Below are 20,953 nucleotides of genomic sequence, written 5' to 3'. Positions count from 1 at the left end.
GCTGTCAGCGTGTGGTGACGGTGAGGGCTCCGGTCCGGGAGTTGAAGGTGATGGACCCGTGCTGGAAGTCACTGCGCCGCCCGTCGCGCACGCCGTACTCGTTGCTGGTCGGCAGCCCCAGCGCCGAGGTCGGCCCACCCTCCTGCAGGTAACGGCCCAGGATCAGCCCGTGCACCTCCCGCGCCCCGGTCCGCGGCGAGGAGTAGATCCGCCCACCCTGGAAGGTGGCGACCACCGCCGGAGTGCCGGCCACCGGCGTCTCGTCCGAGGTCGGGTACCCCAGGAAGGACTGCTCGGCGTTCAGCGAGGAGTACAGGTCCCGGATCCAGCCGTGCACCTCGAAGGCCCCGGTGCCCGGCGACCAGTAGATCGCCGCACCGCTGGCGAACACGCTCGCCCGCCCCCGCCCGTCGGGCATCGTCAGCTGGTTGGTCACCGGCGGCCCGATCCAGGACGACAACCCACCCAGCCGGGTCCACTTGTCCTCGATCGGCCCCTGCACCGCCCGCGCACCACCGCGCGGAGAGGAGTAGACGACCCCACCGGTGAAGGTCTGGAACACCCCCACCCCGTCCGGGGCACGCTGCTCCCCCGACGTCGGATAACCCAGCGCACTGCGCTCATAGCCCATCGACTGCCACAGCGCACCGATCCACCCGTGCACCGGATGGGCACCCGTGCCCGGCGAGGCGTAGACCCACCCGTGCTGGAACCGCGACACGGTGCCCTTGCCCGTCAACGCCTTCGGCGCGGCCACCGGATACCCCAGGAACGAGCCCGGCCCGCCCAGCGCCAGCCACTTCTGGGCCACCGCACCCACCACCTCGTGCGCCCCCGTGGCGGCCGAGGAGTAGACCACCCCGTTGGAGAAGGTGTTGAACGCCCCCCGCCCGTCAGGAGCACGCCGCTCATCAGAGGTCGGGAACCCCACCGCCGCACTCCCGGCACCGGCAGCCACCCACCGGTCCCAGATCCACCCGTGCATCTCGAAGGCACCCGCCGACGACGCGAACACCCCACCCCGCTGGAAGGAGCCGTAGGCGCCGTTGCCGGTCCTGACCTCGTCGGAGGTCGGGAAGCCCAGGATGCCCTTCTCGCGGCCCATCGCGGTCCACTTGTCGAGGACCCAGCCGTGCACCTCGTGCGCCCCGGTCGACGCCGACGAGTAGACGACCCCGCCCTGGAACTGCTGGTACACGCCCCCGGCGGCCGGCAGCTCCTCCGACGTCGGGTAGCCGAGCAGGCCGGCCTCCCGGTTGAGGGCGCCGTAGCGGTCGAGCACCCAGCCCTTCACCCACCGCGGGCCGACGCCGAGGGTCCAGTAGATGCTCCCGACCTGGAAGGTCGCGTAGTAGCCGGTACCGCTGGGCGTGGGCAGGTGGTCCGACGTCGGCGCGCCCAGGACGCGGGGGCCGCCGAGGGCCAGGTACCGGGCGAGGATGTCCCCCCACAGCGCGTGGACGCCCGTCGACGGGCTCCAGTACATCCGCCCGGAGGCGTACTGCTGCCAGCGGACCCCGTCCTCGATGCGGGGCGACCCCACGGGGGCACCCAGCGTGGTGCGCAGGCCCTGGTCGGCGGCGTACCGCTCGGCGATGCCGTCGCTGACGCCGCGCATGCGGTCGGAGACGCCGGCGCGGATCTCACCCATGCGCGCGAAGCCGTAGCGGCCCGGGCAGGCGGTGGAGCCGACCTCGCGGTGGGCGAAGACGGTGGGCAGGGTGACCTGCCTGCCCGCGGCGAACCGCGAGGTGCCGCCGCCGCTGGAGGTCAGGGTGGTGGTGCCGGCGGGGTGCACGCCGTAGAGCGCGAACTTCCACGCGATGATCGCCGAGACCGACTGGATCATCGCCGGTGTCGTGTCGACGACGTCGTAGTTGCCCAGCATCGAGACGCCGAACGTCGAGGTGTTGAAGCCGCCGGAGTGCGCGCCGACCACCGTGCTCGACAGACCGCCGTAGCGGCCCTCCCACATGCGGCCGTACTTGTCGACGATCACGTGGTAGCCGATGTCGCCCCAGCCGAGCTTGACCGCGTGGTACTCGTAGATGCTCCGGATGATCCCGGCGACCTGGCCGGCGGTGTAGGCGTTGGACCCGGCGGTGTGGTGGATCGTGGCGGCCTTCAGCGTCGGCGCGAAGGTGGGGTTCCAGGTGCGGATCCGCTCGTCGGCGCCCCACTGGGCGCGCGAGTACACGTCCGGCATGTCCATCGCGGCGTCGGCGGTGTCCTGGATGTCGGGCGTCCCGAGGGCGGAGTCCGCCGGCGAGGAGCCCGGGTCGACCAGGTCGAGCTGCACGTCGGTCGGCGCCGCGCCGGACCGGGTGACCAGCTCGACCTCGACGCCGGTGCTCGGGCCCGTCCAGAGCGGCTCGGTGCCGCCGCGGACGTCCGCACCCGGCTCGGCGACCTCGGCGGTCTCGACGCCGACCTCGGTCCAGCCACCCCACGCGCCGGTCTCGTCCTGGACGCGGACCTGCACGAGGGTGTCGGTCACCGCCGGGTCGTGCGCCCAGGTCACGCCGACGAGCGAGAACCGGTCGACGTCGGTCCGGGTGACGGTGAGGACGGGCTGGGTCTCCGCGACGCCCGCGACCGGGTCGGTGAGCCCCTCCTGCACGTCGGCGTCGGCGGCCGGGGCGTCGACCGACCCCATGGGGACCTCGTCGCTGCTCGCCGCGACCGGCTCGGGCTCGGGACCCGGCTGCGCGTAGACGGGGAGCACGAGGAAGGTGCCCGTGAAAACGAGGGACGCGAGCGAACCCGTCACGAGGCGGCGCACGAGGGCAGACCTCCGGTGTGGTGCGGTCCGGCCGTCCCCCGTGGGACGGCCGGCTGTCCCCAGAGGATCGGCACGGCGCCCCCCGAGCTTGAGTCGACGACACGCCGGGAACCGCCACGACCCCGTCACCACGGCACCACCGGTCCCGTGTCCCCCGCCCGTGACGGATCCGTCCACCACCGTCCGCACCCGCCGGCGGACGGCGTCCCGACGGCGGCCGGGCGGCGGCCCAGGGGTGGCGCCGCCCGGCGGGACCGCAGGTCGGAGACGTGTGACGGCTGTGTCGTGCGGTGCCGGGCGGGACCAGGCGGACTGCCGGTGCCGGCGGGGATGAGACGGAGCGTTCCCACTGTGTCGGAACCCCGTCGGGCGATCGGGCCGCCCCTAACCTCGCCGCGTGAGCCGAGACCGCAACGACCAGGGCCGCCCGCCGGGACCGCAGCTCCCCGCCCGGCTCGACCCGCGCGCCGGCCGGCCGGCGCGGCCCCGGGCGGCCGGTGGGAAGGACGCCGGGAAAGGCGCCGGTGCGGGCAGCGGGACCGGCCGCGAGGCCGCCGACCGGCAGGCCGGCGGCTCCCGGCGCCAGGCCGTGGCCGTCGGGCGCGTCGTCGCGGCCGTCCTGTCGGTGGTGCTGCTGGCCGGCAGCGGCTGGGGCTGGTACCTCGGCCGCGTGGCCGAGGCGACCGTCAGCCGTACGGACGCGATCCCGTCGGACGGCAACTCCGGCTCCGGCGGCGCCCCCGAGGCGACCAACCTGCTGCTGGTCGGCAGCGACAGCCGCGCGGACCTCACCCCCGAGCAGGAGGACCAGCTCCACACCGGCGGGTCGAGCGGCCTCAACACCGACACGATGATCCTGGTGCACCTCCCGGCCGACGGGTCGAAGGCGTCCTTCGTGTCCTTCCCCCGCGACTCCTACGTCGCCATCCCGGGCCACGGCAGCGACAAGCTCAACGCCGCCTACGCCTACGGCTACGGCGACGCCGACGAGGGCCTCGCCGAGGACGAGAAGCGCGCCTCCGGCGCCCGGCTGCTGGTGCAGACGATCAGCCAGCTCACCGGCCTGCAGATCGACCACTACGCCGAGGTGGACCTGCTGGGCTTCTTCGAGCTCAGCAGCGTCGTCGGCGGCGTCGAGGTCAACCTGTGCAAGCCGGTCGACGACACCCGCTACTCCGGCGCCGTCTTCCCCGCCGGCGTCCAGACCATCTCCGGCGCCGACGCGCTGAAGTTCGTCCGGCAGCGGCACGGGCTGCCCCGCGGCGACTTCGACCGGATCATCCGCCAGCAGGTCTTCATCGCCGGCGTCGTCCGCAACATCCTGTCCGACGACGTCCTCCTCGACCTCGGCAAGCAGCGCGAGCTCGTGCAGGCGGCGGCGAACTCGCTCACCGTGGACAACGACCTGGACCTGTTCCGGCTCGCCGAGCAGATGCAGTCGGTGGACCTGGGCAGCGTGGACTTCCAGACGGTGCCCTACGTCGGTGACGACCGCGACGAGCAGGACCGCTACATCCTCCGGCTCGAGGACACCGAGACGCTGCACCGCTTCTTCGCCGAGCTGTCGGCCGAGCCGCAGGCCCAGCGGGAGCAGCCGGCGGAGGAGCCCGCACAGGAGACCGTGGCGCCCGGCGAGGTGGACGTCGCCGTCTACAACGGCTCCGGCACGCCCGGCCTGGCGGCCGAGACCGCCGCGGGCCTGACGGCGGCGGGCTTCGTGGTGACCGGCACCGGCAACGCGGACAGCTCCGACAACGCCACGACGCAGATCCGGCACGCGGCCGGCGACGAGGCCGCGGCGCGTGCCCTGGCCGCGGCCGTCCCCGGCGCCCAGGTGAAGAAGGCCGACGACCCCACGCCCGGCACCGTGCAGATCGTCCTGGGCGCGGACTTCAACGGCGTGGGCCAGCCGGTGACCGAGCCCCCGGCCCAGCCCGAGGCGCCGGCCACGGAGGGCAAGGACGCGCGGACGGCGGCCGACACCTCCTGCATCAACTGAGGACTCCCTCCGGAGGGGCCCGGGCGGTGACACCGCCCGGGCCCCTCTGCGTGCGGGGCGCGGTGCCGTCGCCGGGACCGGACGCGGAGACGTCCTCCCTCCGGTGCGGTGACCCGGCGCCCGGGGCGGTGTGCCCGGGTGGTGCCGGCGGCCCCGCACCACCGCTCCGGGGCGGAGGGAGGCCGGGCCCCGTGCCCGGTGCTGCCGGCGTCACGGGTCCGCGCAGGCGACCCGGGCCGGCCGGGTCGTCGGTCCCCTCGCCGACGGACCGTGGGTGCGGGCCGCCGCGCCCGGAGCCGTCCGGCAGGCAGCGGCCCGCACGCCGACCTCGGCGACCGTGGCCCGGGGCCGCCGTCGTGCCTCCCTCCGGCGACCCCGACGACCGCGGCCCCCCCGCCCGGGCCGCACCGTGCCGCTGCCCGGCCGGCACACCCCCAGCCCGCATGTCCCTCACCGGTGTCCGCCCGCCGGCGCGCCCGGCCACCGGACGACCGCCGCACCTCCCCGGAACGCGACGCGGCCCCCGGCGCGGGTGCGCCGGGGGCCGCGTCGCGCCGGCCGGGTGCGTCAGCGGGTGTAGATGCCGATCGCCACGAGGGCGGCCCAGAGGAGGCCGAGGGCGAGCAGCACGCGGTCGCCGAGGACGATCTCCTCCGGCGCACCGGCGGCACCCTTGTCGACGTCGCGGGCGTAACGCAGGACGCCCATGACGAACGGGGCGATGGAGATGGTCGACCACGGGACGCCCTGCTGCATGCGGCTCATCTCGAACGCCCAGAGGCAGTAGGCGGTGGAGGCGACACCGGCCGAGAGGCTCCACACGAAGCGCAGGTAGCTCGGCGAGTACTCCTGCAGCGTCTTGCGGGTCGCGGCGGCGTCGCCGAGGACGACGAGCTCGGAGTACCGCTTGCCGGCGACCATGAACAGCGAGCCGAACGCGGCGACCAGCAGGAACCACTGCGACAGCTCCAGGCCCGCGGCGACGCCGCCCGCGATGCCGCGCAGCAGGAAGCCCGAGGCGACGACGGCGAGGTCGATCACCGGCTGGTTCTTCAGGAACGTGCAGTACGCGAGCTGGATGACGACGTAGGTGCCGAGCACGCCGGCCAGCGCCGGCCGCGTCAGGACGGCGGCGGCCGTGAGCGCCACCGCGAACAGGACGACGGCCATCGCGACGGCCAGCCAACGCGGGATGATGCCGGCGGCGATCGGCCGGAACCGCTTCTTCGGGTGCCGGCGGTCCTCGCGGACGTCGATGGTGTCGTTGACGAGGTAGACCGCCGAGGAGGCCAGGCAGAACAGCACGAACGCGATCGCGGTGGGGCCGAGGACCTCCGGCCGGTGCACGACGCCGGCGGCCATGGGCGCCGCGAGCACCAGGACGTTCTTCACCCACTGGCGCGGGCGGACCGACCGCACCACGGCCCACGCGAAGGAGCCGCGCCACCCGTCCAGCCGGGGCGGGAGCGGCGGGTCGGCCGGAGCGCGGTCGGCCTCCGGGGTGGGAGGCGCCGGGACCGGGGCCGCGGCGTCCGCGGGGGTCTGCGGGCGGGGGTCCGCCGGGCGGGACTGGGGGGACACGGTCACGGTCATGCCTTCCAACCTCGGGTGGTGATCAGACGACGCCGGACCACCGAGCCGACACCGGCGCCGATCAGTGCGCCGGAGACGACGTCGGAGGGGTAGTGGACGCCCAGCAGCACGCGCGAGACGAGCATGAGCCCGGTGACGCCGGCCATGAGGGGCCGGCCGACGAGCGGGCCGAAGCCGACGGCGGCCGCCGCGGTGGAGCAGCTGTGCGCGCTGGGGAAGGACAGCCGGCCCGCGGTCGAGACCAGCGCGGGCACGTCCTCGAGCGCGGGCCGCACCCGGCGGACGACGCGCTTGACGACGACGCCCGCGGCGTGGGCGGCGAACACCCCGGCCGACCCGGCCAGCCAGTCCTGGCGGTCCCTGCCGCGCAGCGCGCCGACGGCACCGAGGGCGAGCCAGCCGAGGGCGTGCTCGCCGAACAGGGACAGCGCGCGGGCGGCGGGCACGGCGGGCGTGTCCCCGAGGGCCCGGCGGGTGCTGCGGAGCAGGGCGTGGTCGGCGCGGGTGAGCGCGGCCAGCGGGTCGGCGGTCATCGGGATCCGACTGTAGAGCCGTCGACGGCGCGGCCCGGGAGCCGCGGGGTGAACTGTCCCGTCACGCGGAACACCGGCCCCGCACCCCACACACGCCCCACCCCCCGGACCGGCCCGGTCGCGCCGCTGGACGGCACCCCACCGCGGGGATCGGCGCCCCTCCGGCGTCGCGGGCCCCGCGGTGGTCCTGCCCGCCCCTACCCTTCGGTCCGTGAGCCGAGACCGCAACGAGCACGGCGACCCCGCGGGCCGGCCGATCCCGCCGCGGCTCGACCCGCGTGCCGGCCGCCACTCCCGGCACCGTCCCCCGGGCGCCGCCGACGGCCACGGGACGGGGCCGGTGCACCGGCCGCCCGCCGCGCCGCGGCGCCGCACGCCCCGCGCCGTCGTCGCCGGCCGGGCCATGGCCGCCGTCCTGTCGGTGGTGCTGCTGGCCGGCAGCGGCTGGGGCTGGTACCTCGGCCGGGTGGCCGAGGCGACGGTGAACCGCACCGACGCCATCCCCGCCGACGGCAACGCCGACTCCGGGGGCGCGCCCGAGGCGATGAACCTGCTGCTGGTCGGCAACGACAGCCGCGCCGCCCTCACCCCCGAGCAGCTCGCCGAGCTCAACGCCGGCGCCGATTCCGGCATCAACACCGACACGATGATCCTCGCGCACGTCCCCGCCGACGGGTCGAGCGCGTCGTTCGTCTCGTTCCCGCGCGACTCCTACGTGGAGATCCCGGGGCACGGCATGGACAAGCTCAACGCCGCCTACGCCTACGGCTACACCGCGGTGGACGGGTCCGACGCCGAGAAGCAGGCCGGCGGCGCGCAGCTGCTCATCCGGACGCTGAGCCTGCTCACCGGCCTGCGCATCGACCACTACGCCGAGGTCGACCTGCTCGGCTTCTTCGAGCTGACCAGCGTCGTCGGCGGCGTCGAGGTCAACCTCTGCCACGCCGTCGACGACTCCGAGTACTCCGGCGCGGTGTTCCCGGCCGGGGAGCAGACGATCAGCGGCGCCGAGGCGCTGGCGTTCGTGCGCCAGCGCCACGGGGTCCGCCCCGACGGCTCCGCCGCCCTCCCCCGCGGCGACCTCGACCGCATCGTCCGCCAGCAGGTGTTCATCGGCGGTGTGCTGCGCAAGATGCTGTCGCAGGACGTGCTGCTCGACCTGGGCAAGCAGCGGGAGCTCGTCCGGGCGGCGTCGGAGTCGCTGACCATCGACCGTGACCTGGTGCTGCTCGACCTCGCCCAGCAGATGCAGTCGGTGACCGCCGGCAGCATCGAGTTCCAGACGGTGCCGATCGCCGGCAACGAGCGCGACGAGCAGGGCCGCTCGATCCTGCGGCTGGCCGACGAGGAGACGCTGCGCGCCTTCTTCGCCCAGCTGTCCGACGAGCCCGAGGAGACGCCCGCCCCGGCCCCGGAGGCACCGGAGACCGTCGCGCCCTCCGAGGTGCCGGTCGAGGTCTACAACGGCTCGGGCACCCCCGGCCTGGCCGCGGAGGCGACGGCGGACCTCGAGGCCGCCGGCTTCACCGTCACCGAGACCGGCAACGCCGACAGCAGCGACTACGAGCAGACCGTCGTCCGGCACGCCCCGGGCGACGAGGCGCTGGCCGCCACGGTCGCCGCACAGGTCCCCGGAGCGGCCACCGAGGTCGGCGAGGAGGCCTCCGCCGGCACGGTGCAGCTGGTCCTGGGCTCGGACTTCACCGCCGTCGGATCGCCCGTCCGGGCGCCCGACGCCGGCGGGTCCGGGGAGCCCGCCGAGCAGCCGCGGACGGCGGCCGACACCACCTGCATCAACTAGCGGGAGGACACTCCCGCTCCGCACGCCCGGGCCCGGACCCTGCGCCGCGGCCCGGCTGGGAGGCTGGGGGCATGAGCACCGCGCCCAGGACCCCCTCGGACCTGCTCGCCGCCGCCCTCCGCCGGGACCCGGCCGCGCCGCTGGTCACCGCCTACGACGACGCCACCGGCGAGCGGGTCGAGCTGTCGGCGACGACGCTGGCGAACTGGGTGGCGAAGACGGCCAACCTGCTCCAGGACGAGTTCGACGTCGGCCCCGGCAGTACCGTCGCCGTCGCGCTGCCGGTGCACTGGCAGACCGCAGCGGTGCTGCTGGGCACCTGGAGCTGCGGGGCCGCGGTGCTCGACACCGCCGCCGAGGACGACGGCCGCCTCGACGCCGCCGACGTCGTGCTCGCCGCCCAGGACCGGCTCCCCCCGCTGGAGGAGCAGGACCTGCCCGACCTGATGGGCCTCTCGCTGCACCCGCTGGGCCTGGGCATGGCCGGGTACGCCGGCCCGGCCCGCGACTTCGCGCTCGAGGTCCGCGGGCACGGCGACGTCTTCACCCCGTACGTGCCGCCGGACCCCTCCTCCCCCGGCCTCACCGCCGGCGGTCCCGGCCTGACGCTCGGCGGGCTCGCCGACGCCGCCGGCGAGCTGGCCCGGCGCCTCGGCGTCGTCCCCGGCGACCGGGTGCTGGTCGACGAGGCGACCGCCGTCGAGGCCGGCCCGGTCGCCTGGCTGCTCGCGCCCCTGGCCGGTGGCGCCTCGCTCGTCCTCTGCCGGCACGCCGACCCCGCCGCCCTGCGCGCGCGGGCGGAGGCCGAACGGGTCACCGCTACGCTCGGTCTCCGGATCGAGGGCATCCGCGAGCTGGGCCGACCCGTCTGAGTCGCCGGCCGGCCGCGCCGGGAGAGAGCGGTGGTCACCTGATGGACAAGGTCGTCGCGAACGCGCGGGAGGCGGTCGCCGACGTCGGCGACGGCGCCGTCCTCGCCGTGGGCGGGTTCGGGTTGTGCGGCGTGCCGGTCCGGTTGATCGACGCGCTGCTCGAACAGGGCACGCGGGACCTGACCACGATCTCCAACAACTGCGGCGTCGACGACCAGGCGCTGGGCGTGCTGCTCTACGCCGGCCGCATCCGCCGCACGATCAGCTCGTTCGTCGGCGGCAACAAGGAGCTGGCCCGCCTCTACCTCTCCGGGGAGCTGGAGGTCGAGCTGACCCCGCAGGGCACCCTGGCGGAGCGGCTGCGCGCCGGCGGTGCCGGCATCCCGGCGTTCTACACGCCGACCGGCGTCGGCACGATGGTCGCCGACGGCGGCATCCCGGTCCGCTACGACGCCGACGGGAACGTCGTCGAGACCTCCGCGCCGAAGGAGACCCGCGTCTTCGACGGCACCGAGTACGTGCTCGAGACCGCCCTGACCGCCGACTTCGGCCTGGTCCGCGCCGCGGTCGGCGACCGGCACGGCAACCTGGTGTTCCACGAGTCGGCCATGAACTTCAACCCGCTCGCCGGCATGGCCGGGCGGGTCACGATCGCCGAGGTCGAGGAGCTCGTGGAGCCCGGCGACATCACGCCCGAGCACGTCCACCTGCCCGGCGTCTTCGTCGACCGCGTGGTCGTCGTCGGCACCGAGGGCAAGAAGATCGAGCGGCGCACCACCCGCCCGCGGCAGTCCCCCGCACCGCTGGCCGCCGCCGGCGACGAGGCCACCGAGGAGAGCCGATGACCCTCACCCGTGACGAGCTGGCCGCCCGGGTGGCGCTGGAGCTCGAGGACGGCGCCTACGTCAACCTCGGCATCGGCATGCCCACCCTGGTGCCCAACCACGTCCCCGACGGCGTGCACGTGGTGCTGCACTCGGAGAACGGGGTCCTCGGCGTCGGGCCCTACCCCTACGAGGGCGAGGAGGACCCCGACCTCATCAACGCCGGCAAGGAGACCGTCACCATCCTGCCGGGCGCGAGCTTCTTCGACTCCGCGATGAGCTTCGGGATGATCCGCGGCAAGCACCTCGACCTGGCGATCCTCGGCGCCATGCAGGTCAACCCCCGCGGCGACCTCGCCAACTGGCTGATCCCCGGGAAGATGGTCAACGGCATGGGCGGAGCCATGGACCTCGTCCACGGCGCCCGCCGCGTGGTGGTCATGATGGAGCACGTGGCCCGCGACGGGTCGCCCAAGCTGGTCGGGGAGTGCTCGCTGCCGCTGACCGGCAAGGCCTGCGTCGACCGCGTCGTGACGGACCTCGCCGTCGTCGACGTCACGCCCGAGGGCTTCGTGCTGCGCGAGGTCGCGCCCGGGGTCACGCCCGACGAGGTGGTCGAGAAGACCGGCGCTCCGCTGGGCGTGCCCGGCGAGGTCCCCACGATGGCGCTGCCGGCGACGGTCTGACCGCGGCACCGCTCCCCCGGTGACGTTCTCCGTCGTCGCCCACGACCCGGTCACCGGGGACATGGGCATCGCGGTCTCCTCCTGCATCCTCGCCGTCGGCCGCGCGGTGCCCAGCGCCCGGCCCGGTGTCGGCGTCGTCGCCGTCCAGGCGCGCAGCCCGCGCGGCCTGGGGCGGGTGCTGCTGGGCGGGCTGGCCGAGGGCACGGCGCCGGCGGTCCTGGTCCGCCGGGCCGCGCACGCCGCGGAGGACGTCGACCGGCAGATCGCCGTGCTCGCACCCGGCGGCGCCGTCGCCGCGGACACCGGCCCGGGCTCGTTCCCGGTCAGCGGCCACCTCGTCGGGGACGGGTGGAGCGTGCAGGGCAACATGCTCGCCTCGCCGGAGGTGCTGCCGGCGATGGCGCGGGCCTGCGAGACCACCCGCGGCGCGCTGCCCGACCGGCTGCTGGCCGCCCTGTCGGCCGGTCAGGAGGCCGGCGGGGACCTGCGCGGCCGGCAGTCGGCCGCGCTGCTCGTCGTCAGCGGCCGGCCGGCGTCGGAGGAGGACGACGGCGTGCGGATGGACCTGCGCGTCGACGACTCCGGCGACCCGGTCGCCCAGCTGCGGATGCTGCGCAACCTGCAGCGGGCCTACGACGAGCGCGACTACGAGACCCTGGCGCTGTTCGCCCCGGAGGGCGCCCGCGACCTCTACGCCGCGCTGGCCGCCTCCCGCCGCGGTGACCGGGAGGCCGCCCGCCGGGCCCTGGCCGCGGTGCGCCGGCGGCCGGGCTGGTCGGCGTGGCTGGCGTCGATGGCCGGCGACTCGCGGCTGGCCGCGGTCTCCCGCCTGCTCGACTGAGCGCGCCCGGGGGTCCCGACGGGGACCCCCGGGCACCGACTCAGATCCTCGGGTAGGGCCAGCGGGCCTCCTCCGGCCCCTGCCAGCCCCAGCGGGTGTCGGTCGCCGTCTCGACGTCGTAGGCGGCCGGCGCGTACGGCGCGACCACCCGGAACACCTGGACGTCGGTGATGGCCGGGAAGTCCCGGAACGTGCCGCCCACCAGCGTCATCGACGACGAGCGCGGCGCCGGCGCGAACAGGCCGCCGCGGAAGAGCTGCCAGGTGTTGTCGTCGACGCCGGCCACGCCCTGGGTCCCCAGCATCACCGCGTACTGCATGGGCTCGGTGATGCCGCTGCTGATGTCGAGCTGCCGCTCCTCGGGGAACAGCCAGGAGAACTGCCAGGCCACGGCGACGGGGGCGTCGGCCGGGGTGTAGGCGCTCAGCGGCACCACGGGCACCACCGACGGGCCGGTGAACGCCAGCCAGCCCGGCCCCGTGGTGGTCCCGTCGAGCGCGACCAGCCGGACGAGGTCGGCCCCGGCGTCGCGGGCGGCCGCGGCGTCGAGGCGCTGGGTGCGCCAGATCGCCGACTGGGCGCCGTCCTCGAGCTCGGTGGCGGAGACGACCGCCGGCTCTCCGGTGCCGGTGGACCGGCCGTACTCGACGGTCAGGCGGTTGCCCTCGCCGTCGAGCTTGCCGGCGACCAGCACGGCCAGTTGCTCGCCGTCGGCGAGGTCGGCGGGCAGGTCGAACCACGGCGAGGTGAACGAGCCGACGGCCCCGCCGTCGGTCTGGCCGTCGAGGCTCCCCCAGGCGTAGGTCGCCGGGCCGTCGCCCACCGGGGTCGGTGGCGGGCTCGGCGGGTACCACCCGCTCCCCGGCGCGAAGACGTCCGGGTCACCGGAGCCCCCGCCCGACGGGGTCAGCGCGCGGGCCGACTCGACGTCGAGGACGTCGATCGCCCGGGCCGCGCCGCCCTCCCGGGCCAGCGGGTCGGTGAGCGCGTCGGCCCACGGCGAGTAGGTGTCCAGGGTGCGCACGGCGGCGAGGGCGAAGCTGCCGAGCAGGTGGACGACCGTCGTGGCGAGGAACACCGACGCGACCAGCGGGACCGCGGTCAGCCACGGCCGGCGGCGGGGCAGGCCCGCCCGGCGGCCGGCGAGACGCACCAGCAGCACGACGGCGAGGGCGCCGGCGAGCCACAGCAGCGGGCTGTCGAGGGTGAACCGGGAGACGAACGGCGGAACGTTCGCGTGCGGCACGCCCTGCAGCCACGAGTACGCCCACGAGTTGGGCCCGTGCAGGGACACCGACGCGACGACCACCACGGTGCCGATCGCGGGGACCGCGGCCAGCGGCCCGGGCCGCCGGCCGGGGAGCGTGCGCACCAGCACCGGCAGCGAGGTGAGGAACAGCGCGAGGAACGCCGGGCCCAGGCCGGAGAGCGCGCCGAAGTGGTGCGTCCACTTGCTCGGGGTGATCCACAGCAGCAGCAGCGCCGCGGCCAGGCTCTGCCCGGCGAGGACCAGCTGGGGGCTCAGCGTGCGGCGCGACCGCGAGGCGGCGGCGATCACGGCGAACCACAGCAGCGAGGCGACGCCGAGCACCACCGCGGCCCGCTTGGCGTAGGAGCCCATCGCGATCGGCGAGAAGAGGAAGTTCCAGCGCTGGTACTCGTCGAACCAGTCGTTCTGCTCCTGGACGGACAGGAAGATCTCCTGGCCGCGCAGGAAGTCGTTGAGCGTGCCGTCCCCGAAGGCGGCCACGCCGGCGACCGCCCCGGGCGCGAGCACCGCGAGGCCGCGTAGCCACCCCGCCGCGGCGGGGACGCCCTCGCGCACGATCCCGACGATCGCCGGCAGCCCCACCAGCAGCGGCGCGAGGGCGACGAAGCCGGTCGGGTGGGCCACCATCCCGAGGGCGGCGGTGAACGCGGCGAGCCCGAGCGGGGCCAGGCGGCGCTGCCGGATGCCGGCCGACACCGCGAGCAGCGTCGCGGTGGCCAGGAACCCGACCGCGGCCTCGGGGCGCACCCCCATGCCGTAGGGCAGCCACCACGCCAGGACGGCGAGGGCGAGGACCACCTGCAGGCTGCCCCGGCCGCGCCGCGAGCGCTCCAGGACGGCCGGCAGCGCGCCGGGCCGGGTCGTGTACCAGCGCAGGGCCCACCAGGTGAGCAGGCCGGTGACCAGTGCCGGGATGCGCTGCACCACCGCGCTGTCGCCGAGCACCTGCCACTCCCCGAGCACGCGGTAGAACCAGGTGAACGGCGTGAAGTTCTGGTTGAGCAGCTGGTAGTAGTTCCCGACCATGCCCTCGTCGGCCGCGCTGCGGGCCATCGCCGCGTAGTAGCCGTCGTCGTCGGACATCGGGGCGAGGAACACCCAGGACAGCATCACCGCCGGTACGACGAGGTCGACGACGGAGAAGCGGCCCCCCGTCCGGCGCTCGCGGACGCGGCGGCGCCCGGCGGCGCGGTCCTCGGCGACCAGGAACGCCAGCGCGAGCACCGCGCCGACGACCACCAGGGCGATGAGCACCCACTTCAGCGGCGACGGCGAGGTCGCGAACTGGTCGTCGACGACGAGCTCCACCGACAGCTGCTCCCCCGCGCCCGCCGAGAGGGCGTCGATCGAGGTGGCCAGCACGTCGACGGCCGGCAGCATGCCGGGCTCGCCCTGCGCCACCGGGACGCCGTCGCGGGCGACGGTCAGCCCCGCGGCGTCCCCGGTGACGGTGTAGAGGCAGTCGCCGTTGATCGGGGCACCGGAGACCAGTGCCCGGTCGTCGGCGGTGACGTCGAGCGTGCCGTCGGTGGCGGTGACGAGCAGCCCCTGCAGCCCGGCGGCGGGCTGGTCGGGGCTGATCGTGGCGAGGACCACACCCCCGTCCGTCCCGTCCGCCACACGCGCCGCGGCGCAGCTGAAGCGTGCGTCGATCTCCAGCGGCGTCTGGGCGGTCAGCTGCAGCATCGTCGAGACCGGCGCGGACGCCGACTGCGGCCAGGTGACGACGGGGCGTTCCATCTCCACCGGGGCGACCGGCAGGAGCACCGTGGCGAGCACCGCGACCACCGCCGCGACCAGCGCGAAGCGGGTCCACCGGGGCCGGCGGCGTGGCGGCTCCACCGGCCGGGGCGGCGTCCCGACCGGGCGGGAGGCGATCCCGGATCGTGTCACTGTCACTCCTCGTACTGGAACGGTGTCTCGCTGTATCAGTGAACACCGGCGCGGCGGTGTCCCCGGATGTGACGCGCTGGTCCCTCACACCTGCGACCGGCGGGGGCGCTCCCCGGTTACCGTGCCAGAGTGCGGAAGCGGGCGGCCTCGGACCAGGCCACGAGCCCGGCGGTGAGCCCGGAGGCGACCCCGGCGGTGGCACGGGTCGGGGACCCCGGCACCGGTCCCGCCACCGTCCCGGCGCCCGCCGCCACCGGCCGCGGCGTGCTGGGACTGGGCGGCGTCGCCGTCGCCGTCGTCGGGTCCGGCGTCTTCACCTATCTGTACCTGGCCCTGGTCGCGCGGTCGGTGCCGGTCGAGGACTACGGCTGGTTCGGCTCCTACTGGTCCCTCGCGATCGTCGTCGGCTTCGGCGCCTTCCAGCCGATCGAGCTCGAGCTGGCCCGCCGGGTGCACCTGCGCCCGCCCGGCGCTCCCCTGCCCCGCGGGGCGCTCGCGTGCCTCGCCGTCCTGACCGTGGCCACGACGGCGGTCGTCCTGCTGGCCTCGACCCGGCTCGTGCCGGCCCTCGGCGGGGAGACCGGCTTCCTGCTGGCCCTGCTCGCGGTCTGCGTCGTCTCGGCCGGGCAGTTCCTGCTGCGGGGGCTGCTGCTGGGGACCGGCCGGCTGGGGCTGCACGGCGCCGTGCTGCTGGCCGACTCTGGCCTGCGGGTGCTGTTCGCCCTGGGCCTGACGCTCCTCGTGCCCTCCGCCGGGGGTGCCGGCTACGCCTGGACCCTGGTCGCCGCCATGGCGCTGGCGCACCTGCCGCTGCTCGGCTGGGTGCTGCTGCGCCGCCGGTCCTCCGCGCGGCCCCGGCAGGCCGACGACCCGCCCGCCCGCGACCTCGCCGGCGCCATCGGCCACCTGCTCACCGGCTCACTGGCCGCGCAGGTGCTGCTCAACGGCGCGCCGGTGCTGGTCACCGTCCTCGCCGGGCCCGGCCAGGACGCCGCGGCGGCCCGCTTCGTCGCCTCCTTCACCCTGGTCCGGTTGCCGCTGTTCGTGGCGGTGCCGCTGCAGAGCGCCCTGATCCCGCTGCTGACCCGGCTGCAGACCGAGGGCGACGCCGCCCGGCTGCGCGGCCTCGTCGTCCGGGGTGCCGCGCTCGTCGGCGGGCTGGCGGTCCTCGCGGCCGCGGGCGGGTGGCTGCTCGGTCCCGCGGTGGTCTCCCTCGTCTTCGGGTCGCGCTACGCCCTCGCGGGCGGGGAGATCGCCCTGCTCGCCGTCGGCAGCGTCCTGCACCTGGGCCTGCTGCTGGCCAGCCAGGCCCTGGTGGCGGCCGCGCGGCACCGCCGGGTCGCCGTCGTCTGGCTCGCCGGCCTGGCCGCCGGCGCGGTGACCCTCGCCGTCGTCCCCGACCTGGTGCTGCGGTGCGCGGCCGCCTTCACCGTCGGCTCCGGGGTGGCCCTCCTGGTGGCGGCCGGGTCGCTGCTGTGGTCCGGTCAGGGCGGTCCCGGGCAGCCGGCCGCCCGGCCGCCGTCCCTCCGGGAGGAACCCCGCCATGCCCCGCACGCATGACGTCCTGATCGGCGTCAACTACTACGCGCCGTACGTCAGCGGGCTGACCAACGTCGCCCGCGACGTCGCGGTCGGCCTCGTCCGGCGCGGCATGCGGGTCAAGGTGGTGACCAGCCGGCACGACCCCGCCCTGCCCGCGGCCGAGGTGGTCGACGGCGTCGAGGTGGAGCGGACCCCCGTGGTGGCGCGGCTCGGCAAGGGCGTGATCAGCCCCGCCTTCGTGCCCCGCCTGGTCGCTGCCAGCCGGACGGCGGGGGTGACCAACCTGCACCTGCCGATGCTGGAGGCCGGCCTGGTCGCCGCCCGCTGCCACTCGCCCCTGGTGCCGACCTACCACTGCGACGTCAGCCTCCCGAGCGGGCTGGTGAACGCGGTGCAGCGCACGGGCATCGACGTCTCCAGCCGCCGGGCGCTGGGCCGCGCCGACGCCGTCGTCGTCACCAGCGACGACTACGCCCGGCACAGCCGCCTGTGGCCGGCCATGGCGGGGCGCACCGTCGTCATCCCGCCGCCGTGCCACCAGCGCCCGGCCGGGTCCCCGCGCTTCCGCGACGGCGGGGGCCTGCACGTCGGGTTCCTCGGCCGGATCGTCGAGGAGAAGGGGCTGCAGTACCTGGTGCGCGGCTTCCAGGAGTTCGCCGGGCCGGACGACCGGCTGCTGATCGGCGGCGACTTCGCCAACGTGGCCGGCGGCTCGGTGGTCGGCGAGATCCGCGGCCTGGTCGACGCCGACCCGCGCATGCGGCTGCTCGGCTTCCTGCCCGACGAGGACATCGCCGACCTCTACGCCTCGCTCGACGTGTTCGCCCTGCCCTCGATCAACGCCTTCGAGGCGTTCGGCATCGTGCAGGTCGAGGCGATGATGGCCGGGGTGCCGGCCCTGGCCAGCGACCTGCCGGGCGTGCGGACGCCGGTGCAGGAGACCGGGTTCGGGGTCGTGGTGGCGCGGAAGGACGCCGGCGCCATCGCCGAGGGGCTGCGCCGGCTGGCCGCCGAACCGCCCGACCGGGCGACCGGCGCGGCGCGCGCCCGGGAGCGGTACGGCCTGGAGACCGTCCTCGACGCCTACGAGCGGCTGGTCACCGACACCGCGCGCTGAGCCCGGCCGGGAGGCGGGCGCTCACCCGTCTCCCGGGCCGGACCCGTGGCCGGGCTCGCGGCCGGGCCGTGCCGCCGCGGCCGTGCTGCCGACCCGGTCCAGCAGGTCCTCGGTGGCCTCCGACCGGCCCCGGACCAGTGCCGGGTGGCGGTCCCCCAGCTCCCGGCGGAGTCGGGGCGCCCACCGGTCGACCCGCCGCTGCTGCAGCTCCCGCCTCGGCAGCCGGCCGTCCGCGCGCAGGGTGTCGGCGTGGCCGAGGAGCGCCGCGGCACCGGCGGCGTCGGTGGGGAGGGTGGCCTCGGCGAGCAGCTCCAGGCCCTCGGCGACGGCGGCGGTGTGCCCGAGGTCCAGTGCGGTGCGGATCGCCCGGAGCAACGGCGTCGTGGCCGTCGCCGGCTGCCCGAGGGCGAGGTGCACCTCCCCCAGCGTCTGCAGGGACGCCGTCACCCCCTCGGGGTAGCCCACCGACTCGAAGACCGCGAGGCCCTCCCGGGCCAGCGGGGCCGCCTCCTCGACCGCGCCGTCGGCCAGGCAGGTGCGCGCGTGCTGGTCCAGGCACAGCCCGACCAGGTGGGGGTCCCCCACCCGGCGCAGGACGTACCGGGCCTCGAGGAGCAGCTCCCGGGCGAGCCCCGGGTCCTCCTGGTCGAGGGCGGTCCGCGCCCGGAGCACCAGGGCGAGGCCCACGCCGCCGTCGTGCCGCGCGGACCGGAACAGCCCGACCGACCGGTCCTGGGCGGCGGCAGCCTCGTCGAGCCGCCCCAGCGCCCAGGCGGCGGTACCCAGGTGCAGGAGGCTGCGCGCCTCCCCCCGGACGTCGCCGGTCGCGGCGAAACCGGCTGCCGCCTGCGTGCACTCGCGCTCCGCCACGCGCAGGTCCCCGACGGACTCGGCGTGCATCCCGGCGGCCAGGTGCAGCCACGCATCGGTCCGCGGGTCGTGCGGGCCGGCGTCCCGGGCCGCGGCGATCCAGGTCCGCGCCTCGGCGAAGGACCCCTCGTGGGACCAGAACCAGGACAGCGAGCACACCAGGCGCGCACCCAGGGCCGGCTGCGGCCGGGGACCGTGCAGGCAGTGCCGCATCGCCGCGCGGAGGTCGGCGCGGGCGTCGCGGAGCCCGGCCAGCCAGCCGGCCTGCTCGGCGCCCCGGATGTACTGGTCGGCGTCCTCGGCGAACCCCGCGTACCAGCGGGCGTGCCGGTCGGCCGCGTCCTGCGCCTCGCCGGGGTCGGACGACAGCCGGTCGGTGGCGTAGGCCCGGACGGTGTCCAGCAGCCGGAAGTGGTCCTCGCCGGCCACCGACACCAGTGACTGGCGGACGAGGCTGAGCAGCAGCTGGAGCCCGTCCGTCGACAGCCCGGGGCCGGCGACCCCGACCCCGGCCTCCAGGGGGAACGTCCCGGCGAAGACCGACAGCCGGTCGAGAAAGCGCGCCTCGTCCCCGGACAGCAGGCCGTAGCTCCAGTCGATGGCCGCCCGCAGCCCGGCGTGCCGGCCCCGCGGTCGGCCGCCGTCCCCCAGCAGTCGCAGGCGGTCCTCGAGGAGCCCGGCGATCGTGCGCGGGCTCAGCGCCGCCGCGTGACCGGCGGCGAGCTCGATGGCCAGGGGCAGGCCGTCGACCAGCCGGCACACCGTGGCGACGTCGGCGGCGTTCGCCCGGTCGAGGACGAAGCCCGGGCGGACGGCGGCGGCCCGGTCGCGGAACAGCCGGACCGCGGGCGAGGCCTCGATGACCGGCAGCGCCGTCTCCTCGGGACCGGGGACCGGGAGCCCGGAGACGGGACGCACCAGCTCACCGGGCACCCCGAGCGGCCGGCGACCGGTGGCGAGCACCCGCAGCCCCGGACACCCCGCGACGAGGGCGACGGCCAGCCGGCCGGCCGCGTCCACGACGTGCTCGACCGTGTCCAGGACGAGCACGGCCGCCCGGTCGCCGATCCAGCGCCGCAGCTCGGCCACGGCGTCGTCGGCCGAGGCGAGGCCCGTACCGACGGCCGCGGCGACGGCGGCCTCGACGCCGGACCCCGGGGGGACGGCACCCAGGTCGGCCCACCACACCGAGCGCTCCGGGTCCGGCGGGCGCACGGCCTCCGCGGCGAGCCGGGTCTTGCCCGCTCCCCCGGGTCCGGCCAGCGTCAGGAGCCGGTGGGCACCGAGCGCCTCCCGCACCGCGGCCACCTGTTCCCCGCGCCCCACCAGGGGCGTGAGCGCGACCGGCACCCCCGGCGCGTCCGGGTTCGCCGGGGCGGGTGCCGCCGGGGACGGCGCCGCCGCCGGCGCCGGTGTGGACGGCGGCGGCACGGCGTCCAGCTCGGGGTCCTGGCGCAGGATCCGCCGTTCGAGCTCCTGCAGCCGGGGGCCCGGGTCGAGGCCGAGTTCCTCCACCAGTGCCGACCGCGCCCGGTCCAGCGCCGCGAGCGCCTCTGCCTGCCGCCCCGCCCGGTACAGCGCGAGCGCGGCCTGGGCGTGCAGCCGTTCCCGGAAGGGGTGCTCCCGGACCAGCCGGGCCAGGTCGGGCAGCGCCTCGTCGTGGCGGCCGAGGTCGAGCACGGCCTCGATCCGGAGCTCCTCCGCCTGCACCCGGAGCTCGTCGAGCCGGGCGATGGCCGCCTCGGCGAAGGCGTCCTCGGCGGCCTCGGCCAGCGCCGGCCCCCGCCACAGCGCCAGCGCCTGCGACGCCGCGCTCAACCGGCCGGCCGGGTCGTCTTCCGCCGACGCCGCCCGCCGGACCAGGTCCTCGAACCGGTACGCGTCGACGCGGTCGGGGTCGACGACGAGGCGGTAGCCGGTGGGCGCGCGGTCGATCCGCAGCTCCGCGCCGGCGATCGTCCGGCGCAGGTAGGAGACGAGGACGTGCAGGGCGTTGTCGGCGTCGACCGGCGGGGCGTCCTGCCACAGCTGGTCGATGAGCGTCTCCTGCGGCACCGGGTCCCCCCGGCGCAGCAGCAGCGACAGCAGCAACCGCCGGGGCCGGCCGCGGCGCACCGGGGCCGGCCGCCCGTCACGCCGGACCTCGAGCGGGCCCAGCACCAGGATGTCCACCGGCCGGCGCTCCCTCGACACACGGATGACAGCAGCGGCGCGAAGCTACCCGGCACGGACGCCGATCCGGACCCGCACGGCCGCCGGTCGCGGCGGAGCACGGCCGTGACAGCCGCACGACAGGAACGCGACAGGGCCGGACCCGAGGGTCGGACCAG

13 protein-coding genes are annotated in these 20,953 nt (G+C 76.2%); 8 read left to right on the top strand and 5 right to left on the bottom strand.

Going from position 1 to position 20,953, the window contains the following annotated elements:
• Positions 1–4 precede the first annotated feature (4 nt).
• Positions 5–2,782 (bottom strand): N-acetylmuramoyl-L-alanine amidase, encoded by a 2,778-nt coding sequence (locus BM165_RS10650; RefSeq protein WP_075013464.1) that lies wholly within the window; start codon positions 2,780–2,782, stop codon positions 5–7.
• Between the two features lie 397 nt (positions 2,783–3,179).
• Here BM165_RS10650 and BM165_RS10645 point away from each other — a divergent pair, with 397 nt between their 5' ends.
• On the top strand, positions 3,180–4,781 hold the full coding sequence (locus BM165_RS10645) for an LCP family protein (RefSeq protein WP_075013463.1): 1,602 nt from the start codon (positions 3,180–3,182) through the stop codon (positions 4,779–4,781).
• Between the two features lie 567 nt (positions 4,782–5,348).
• Here BM165_RS10645 and BM165_RS10640 read toward each other — a convergent pair.
• Both BM165_RS10640 and BM165_RS10635 read right to left on the bottom strand, forming a co-directional pair.
• On the bottom strand, positions 5,349–6,374 hold the full coding sequence (locus tag BM165_RS10640) for a decaprenyl-phosphate phosphoribosyltransferase (protein WP_083427238.1): 1,026 nt from the start codon (positions 6,372–6,374) through the stop codon (positions 5,349–5,351).
• Positions 6,371–6,907, bottom strand: coding sequence for a phosphatase PAP2 family protein (locus tag BM165_RS10635; RefSeq protein ID WP_075013462.1), 537 nt, complete (start codon positions 6,905–6,907; stop codon positions 6,371–6,373). Before BM165_RS10635 ends, BM165_RS10640 begins: the two co-directional genes overlap by 4 nt.
• A gap of 211 nt (positions 6,908–7,118) precedes the next feature.
• Between BM165_RS10635 and BM165_RS10630 the strand changes: the two genes are divergently transcribed.
• From BM165_RS10630 to BM165_RS10610, 5 genes are all read left to right on the top strand, one after another.
• Positions 7,119–8,708, top strand: coding sequence for an LCP family protein (locus tag BM165_RS10630; RefSeq protein ID WP_083427237.1), 1,590 nt, complete (start codon positions 7,119–7,121; stop codon positions 8,706–8,708).
• Positions 8,709–8,779: 71 nt separating this feature from the next.
• Entirely contained in the window at positions 8,780–9,580 is an 801-nt protein-coding gene (locus tag BM165_RS10625; RefSeq protein ID WP_075013461.1) for a TIGR03089 family protein, read from the top strand.
• Positions 9,581–9,621: 41 nt separating this feature from the next.
• Positions 9,622–10,425, top strand: a complete 804-nt coding sequence (locus BM165_RS10620) for a CoA transferase subunit A (RefSeq protein WP_083427236.1) — start codon at positions 9,622–9,624, stop codon at positions 10,423–10,425.
• Positions 10,422–11,090, top strand: a complete 669-nt coding sequence (locus BM165_RS10615; protein ID WP_075013459.1) for a CoA transferase subunit B — start codon at positions 10,422–10,424, stop codon at positions 11,088–11,090. The genes BM165_RS10620 and BM165_RS10615 overlap by 4 nt, the downstream gene beginning before the upstream one ends.
• A gap of 19 nt (positions 11,091–11,109) precedes the next feature.
• Positions 11,110–11,931 carry a DUF1028 domain-containing protein gene (locus BM165_RS10610; RefSeq protein WP_075013458.1) on the top strand — a complete coding sequence of 274 codons (822 nt, stop codon included), beginning with the start codon at positions 11,110–11,112 and terminating at the stop codon, positions 11,929–11,931.
• A gap of 40 nt (positions 11,932–11,971) precedes the next feature.
• On the opposite strand, the gene BM165_RS10605 is transcribed toward BM165_RS10610, so the two are convergent.
• Positions 11,972–15,094, bottom strand: coding sequence for an arabinosyltransferase domain-containing protein (locus BM165_RS10605; RefSeq protein ID WP_143108112.1), 3,123 nt, complete (start codon positions 15,092–15,094; stop codon positions 11,972–11,974).
• Positions 15,095–15,223: 129 nt separating this feature from the next.
• Between BM165_RS10605 and BM165_RS24745 the strand changes: the two genes are divergently transcribed.
• Both BM165_RS24745 and BM165_RS10595 read left to right on the top strand, forming a co-directional pair.
• On the top strand, positions 15,224–16,654 hold the full coding sequence (locus BM165_RS24745; protein ID WP_177225164.1) for a lipopolysaccharide biosynthesis protein: 1,431 nt from the start codon (positions 15,224–15,226) through the stop codon (positions 16,652–16,654).
• Positions 16,638–17,753, top strand: coding sequence for a glycosyltransferase family 4 protein (locus BM165_RS10595; protein WP_075013455.1), 1,116 nt, complete (start codon positions 16,638–16,640; stop codon positions 17,751–17,753). Before BM165_RS24745 ends, BM165_RS10595 begins: the two co-directional genes overlap by 17 nt.
• A gap of 21 nt (positions 17,754–17,774) precedes the next feature.
• Here BM165_RS10595 and BM165_RS10590 read toward each other — a convergent pair whose 3' ends face one another.
• The gene (locus BM165_RS10590; RefSeq protein WP_075013454.1) at positions 17,775–20,795 is read right to left on the bottom strand and encodes an ATP-binding protein; all 3,021 of its coding nucleotides are present in this window, start codon (positions 20,793–20,795) and stop codon (positions 17,775–17,777) included.
• Between the last annotated feature and the right edge of the window lie 158 nt (positions 20,796–20,953).

It is taken from the genome of Geodermatophilus obscurus (assembly GCF_900115395.1).
Classification (GTDB): domain Bacteria; phylum Actinomycetota; class Actinomycetes; order Mycobacteriales; family Geodermatophilaceae; genus Geodermatophilus; species Geodermatophilus obscurus_B.
Note: the sequence above shows the minus strand (reverse complement) of the source record. Positions and strands in the feature narration are given on the sequence as shown.

Coding starts and splice junctions, on each gene's coding strand:
- BM165_RS10615 (WP_075013459.1), top strand. CDS start 10,422: ATGACCCTCACCCGTGACGAGCTGGCCGCCCGGGTGGCGCTGGAGCTC.
- BM165_RS10620 (WP_083427236.1), top strand. CDS start 9,622: ATGGACAAGGTCGTCGCGAACGCGCGGGAGGCGGTCGCCGACGTCGGC.
- BM165_RS10635 (WP_075013462.1), bottom strand. CDS start 6,907: ATGACCGCCGACCCGCTGGCCGCGCTCACCCGCGCCGACCACGCCCTG.
- BM165_RS10595 (WP_075013455.1), top strand. CDS start 16,638: ATGCCCCGCACGCATGACGTCCTGATCGGCGTCAACTACTACGCGCCG.
- BM165_RS10625 (WP_075013461.1), top strand. CDS start 8,780: ATGAGCACCGCGCCCAGGACCCCCTCGGACCTGCTCGCCGCCGCCCTC.
- BM165_RS10640 (WP_083427238.1), bottom strand. CDS start 6,374: ATGACCGTGACCGTGTCCCCCCAGTCCCGCCCGGCGGACCCCCGCCCG.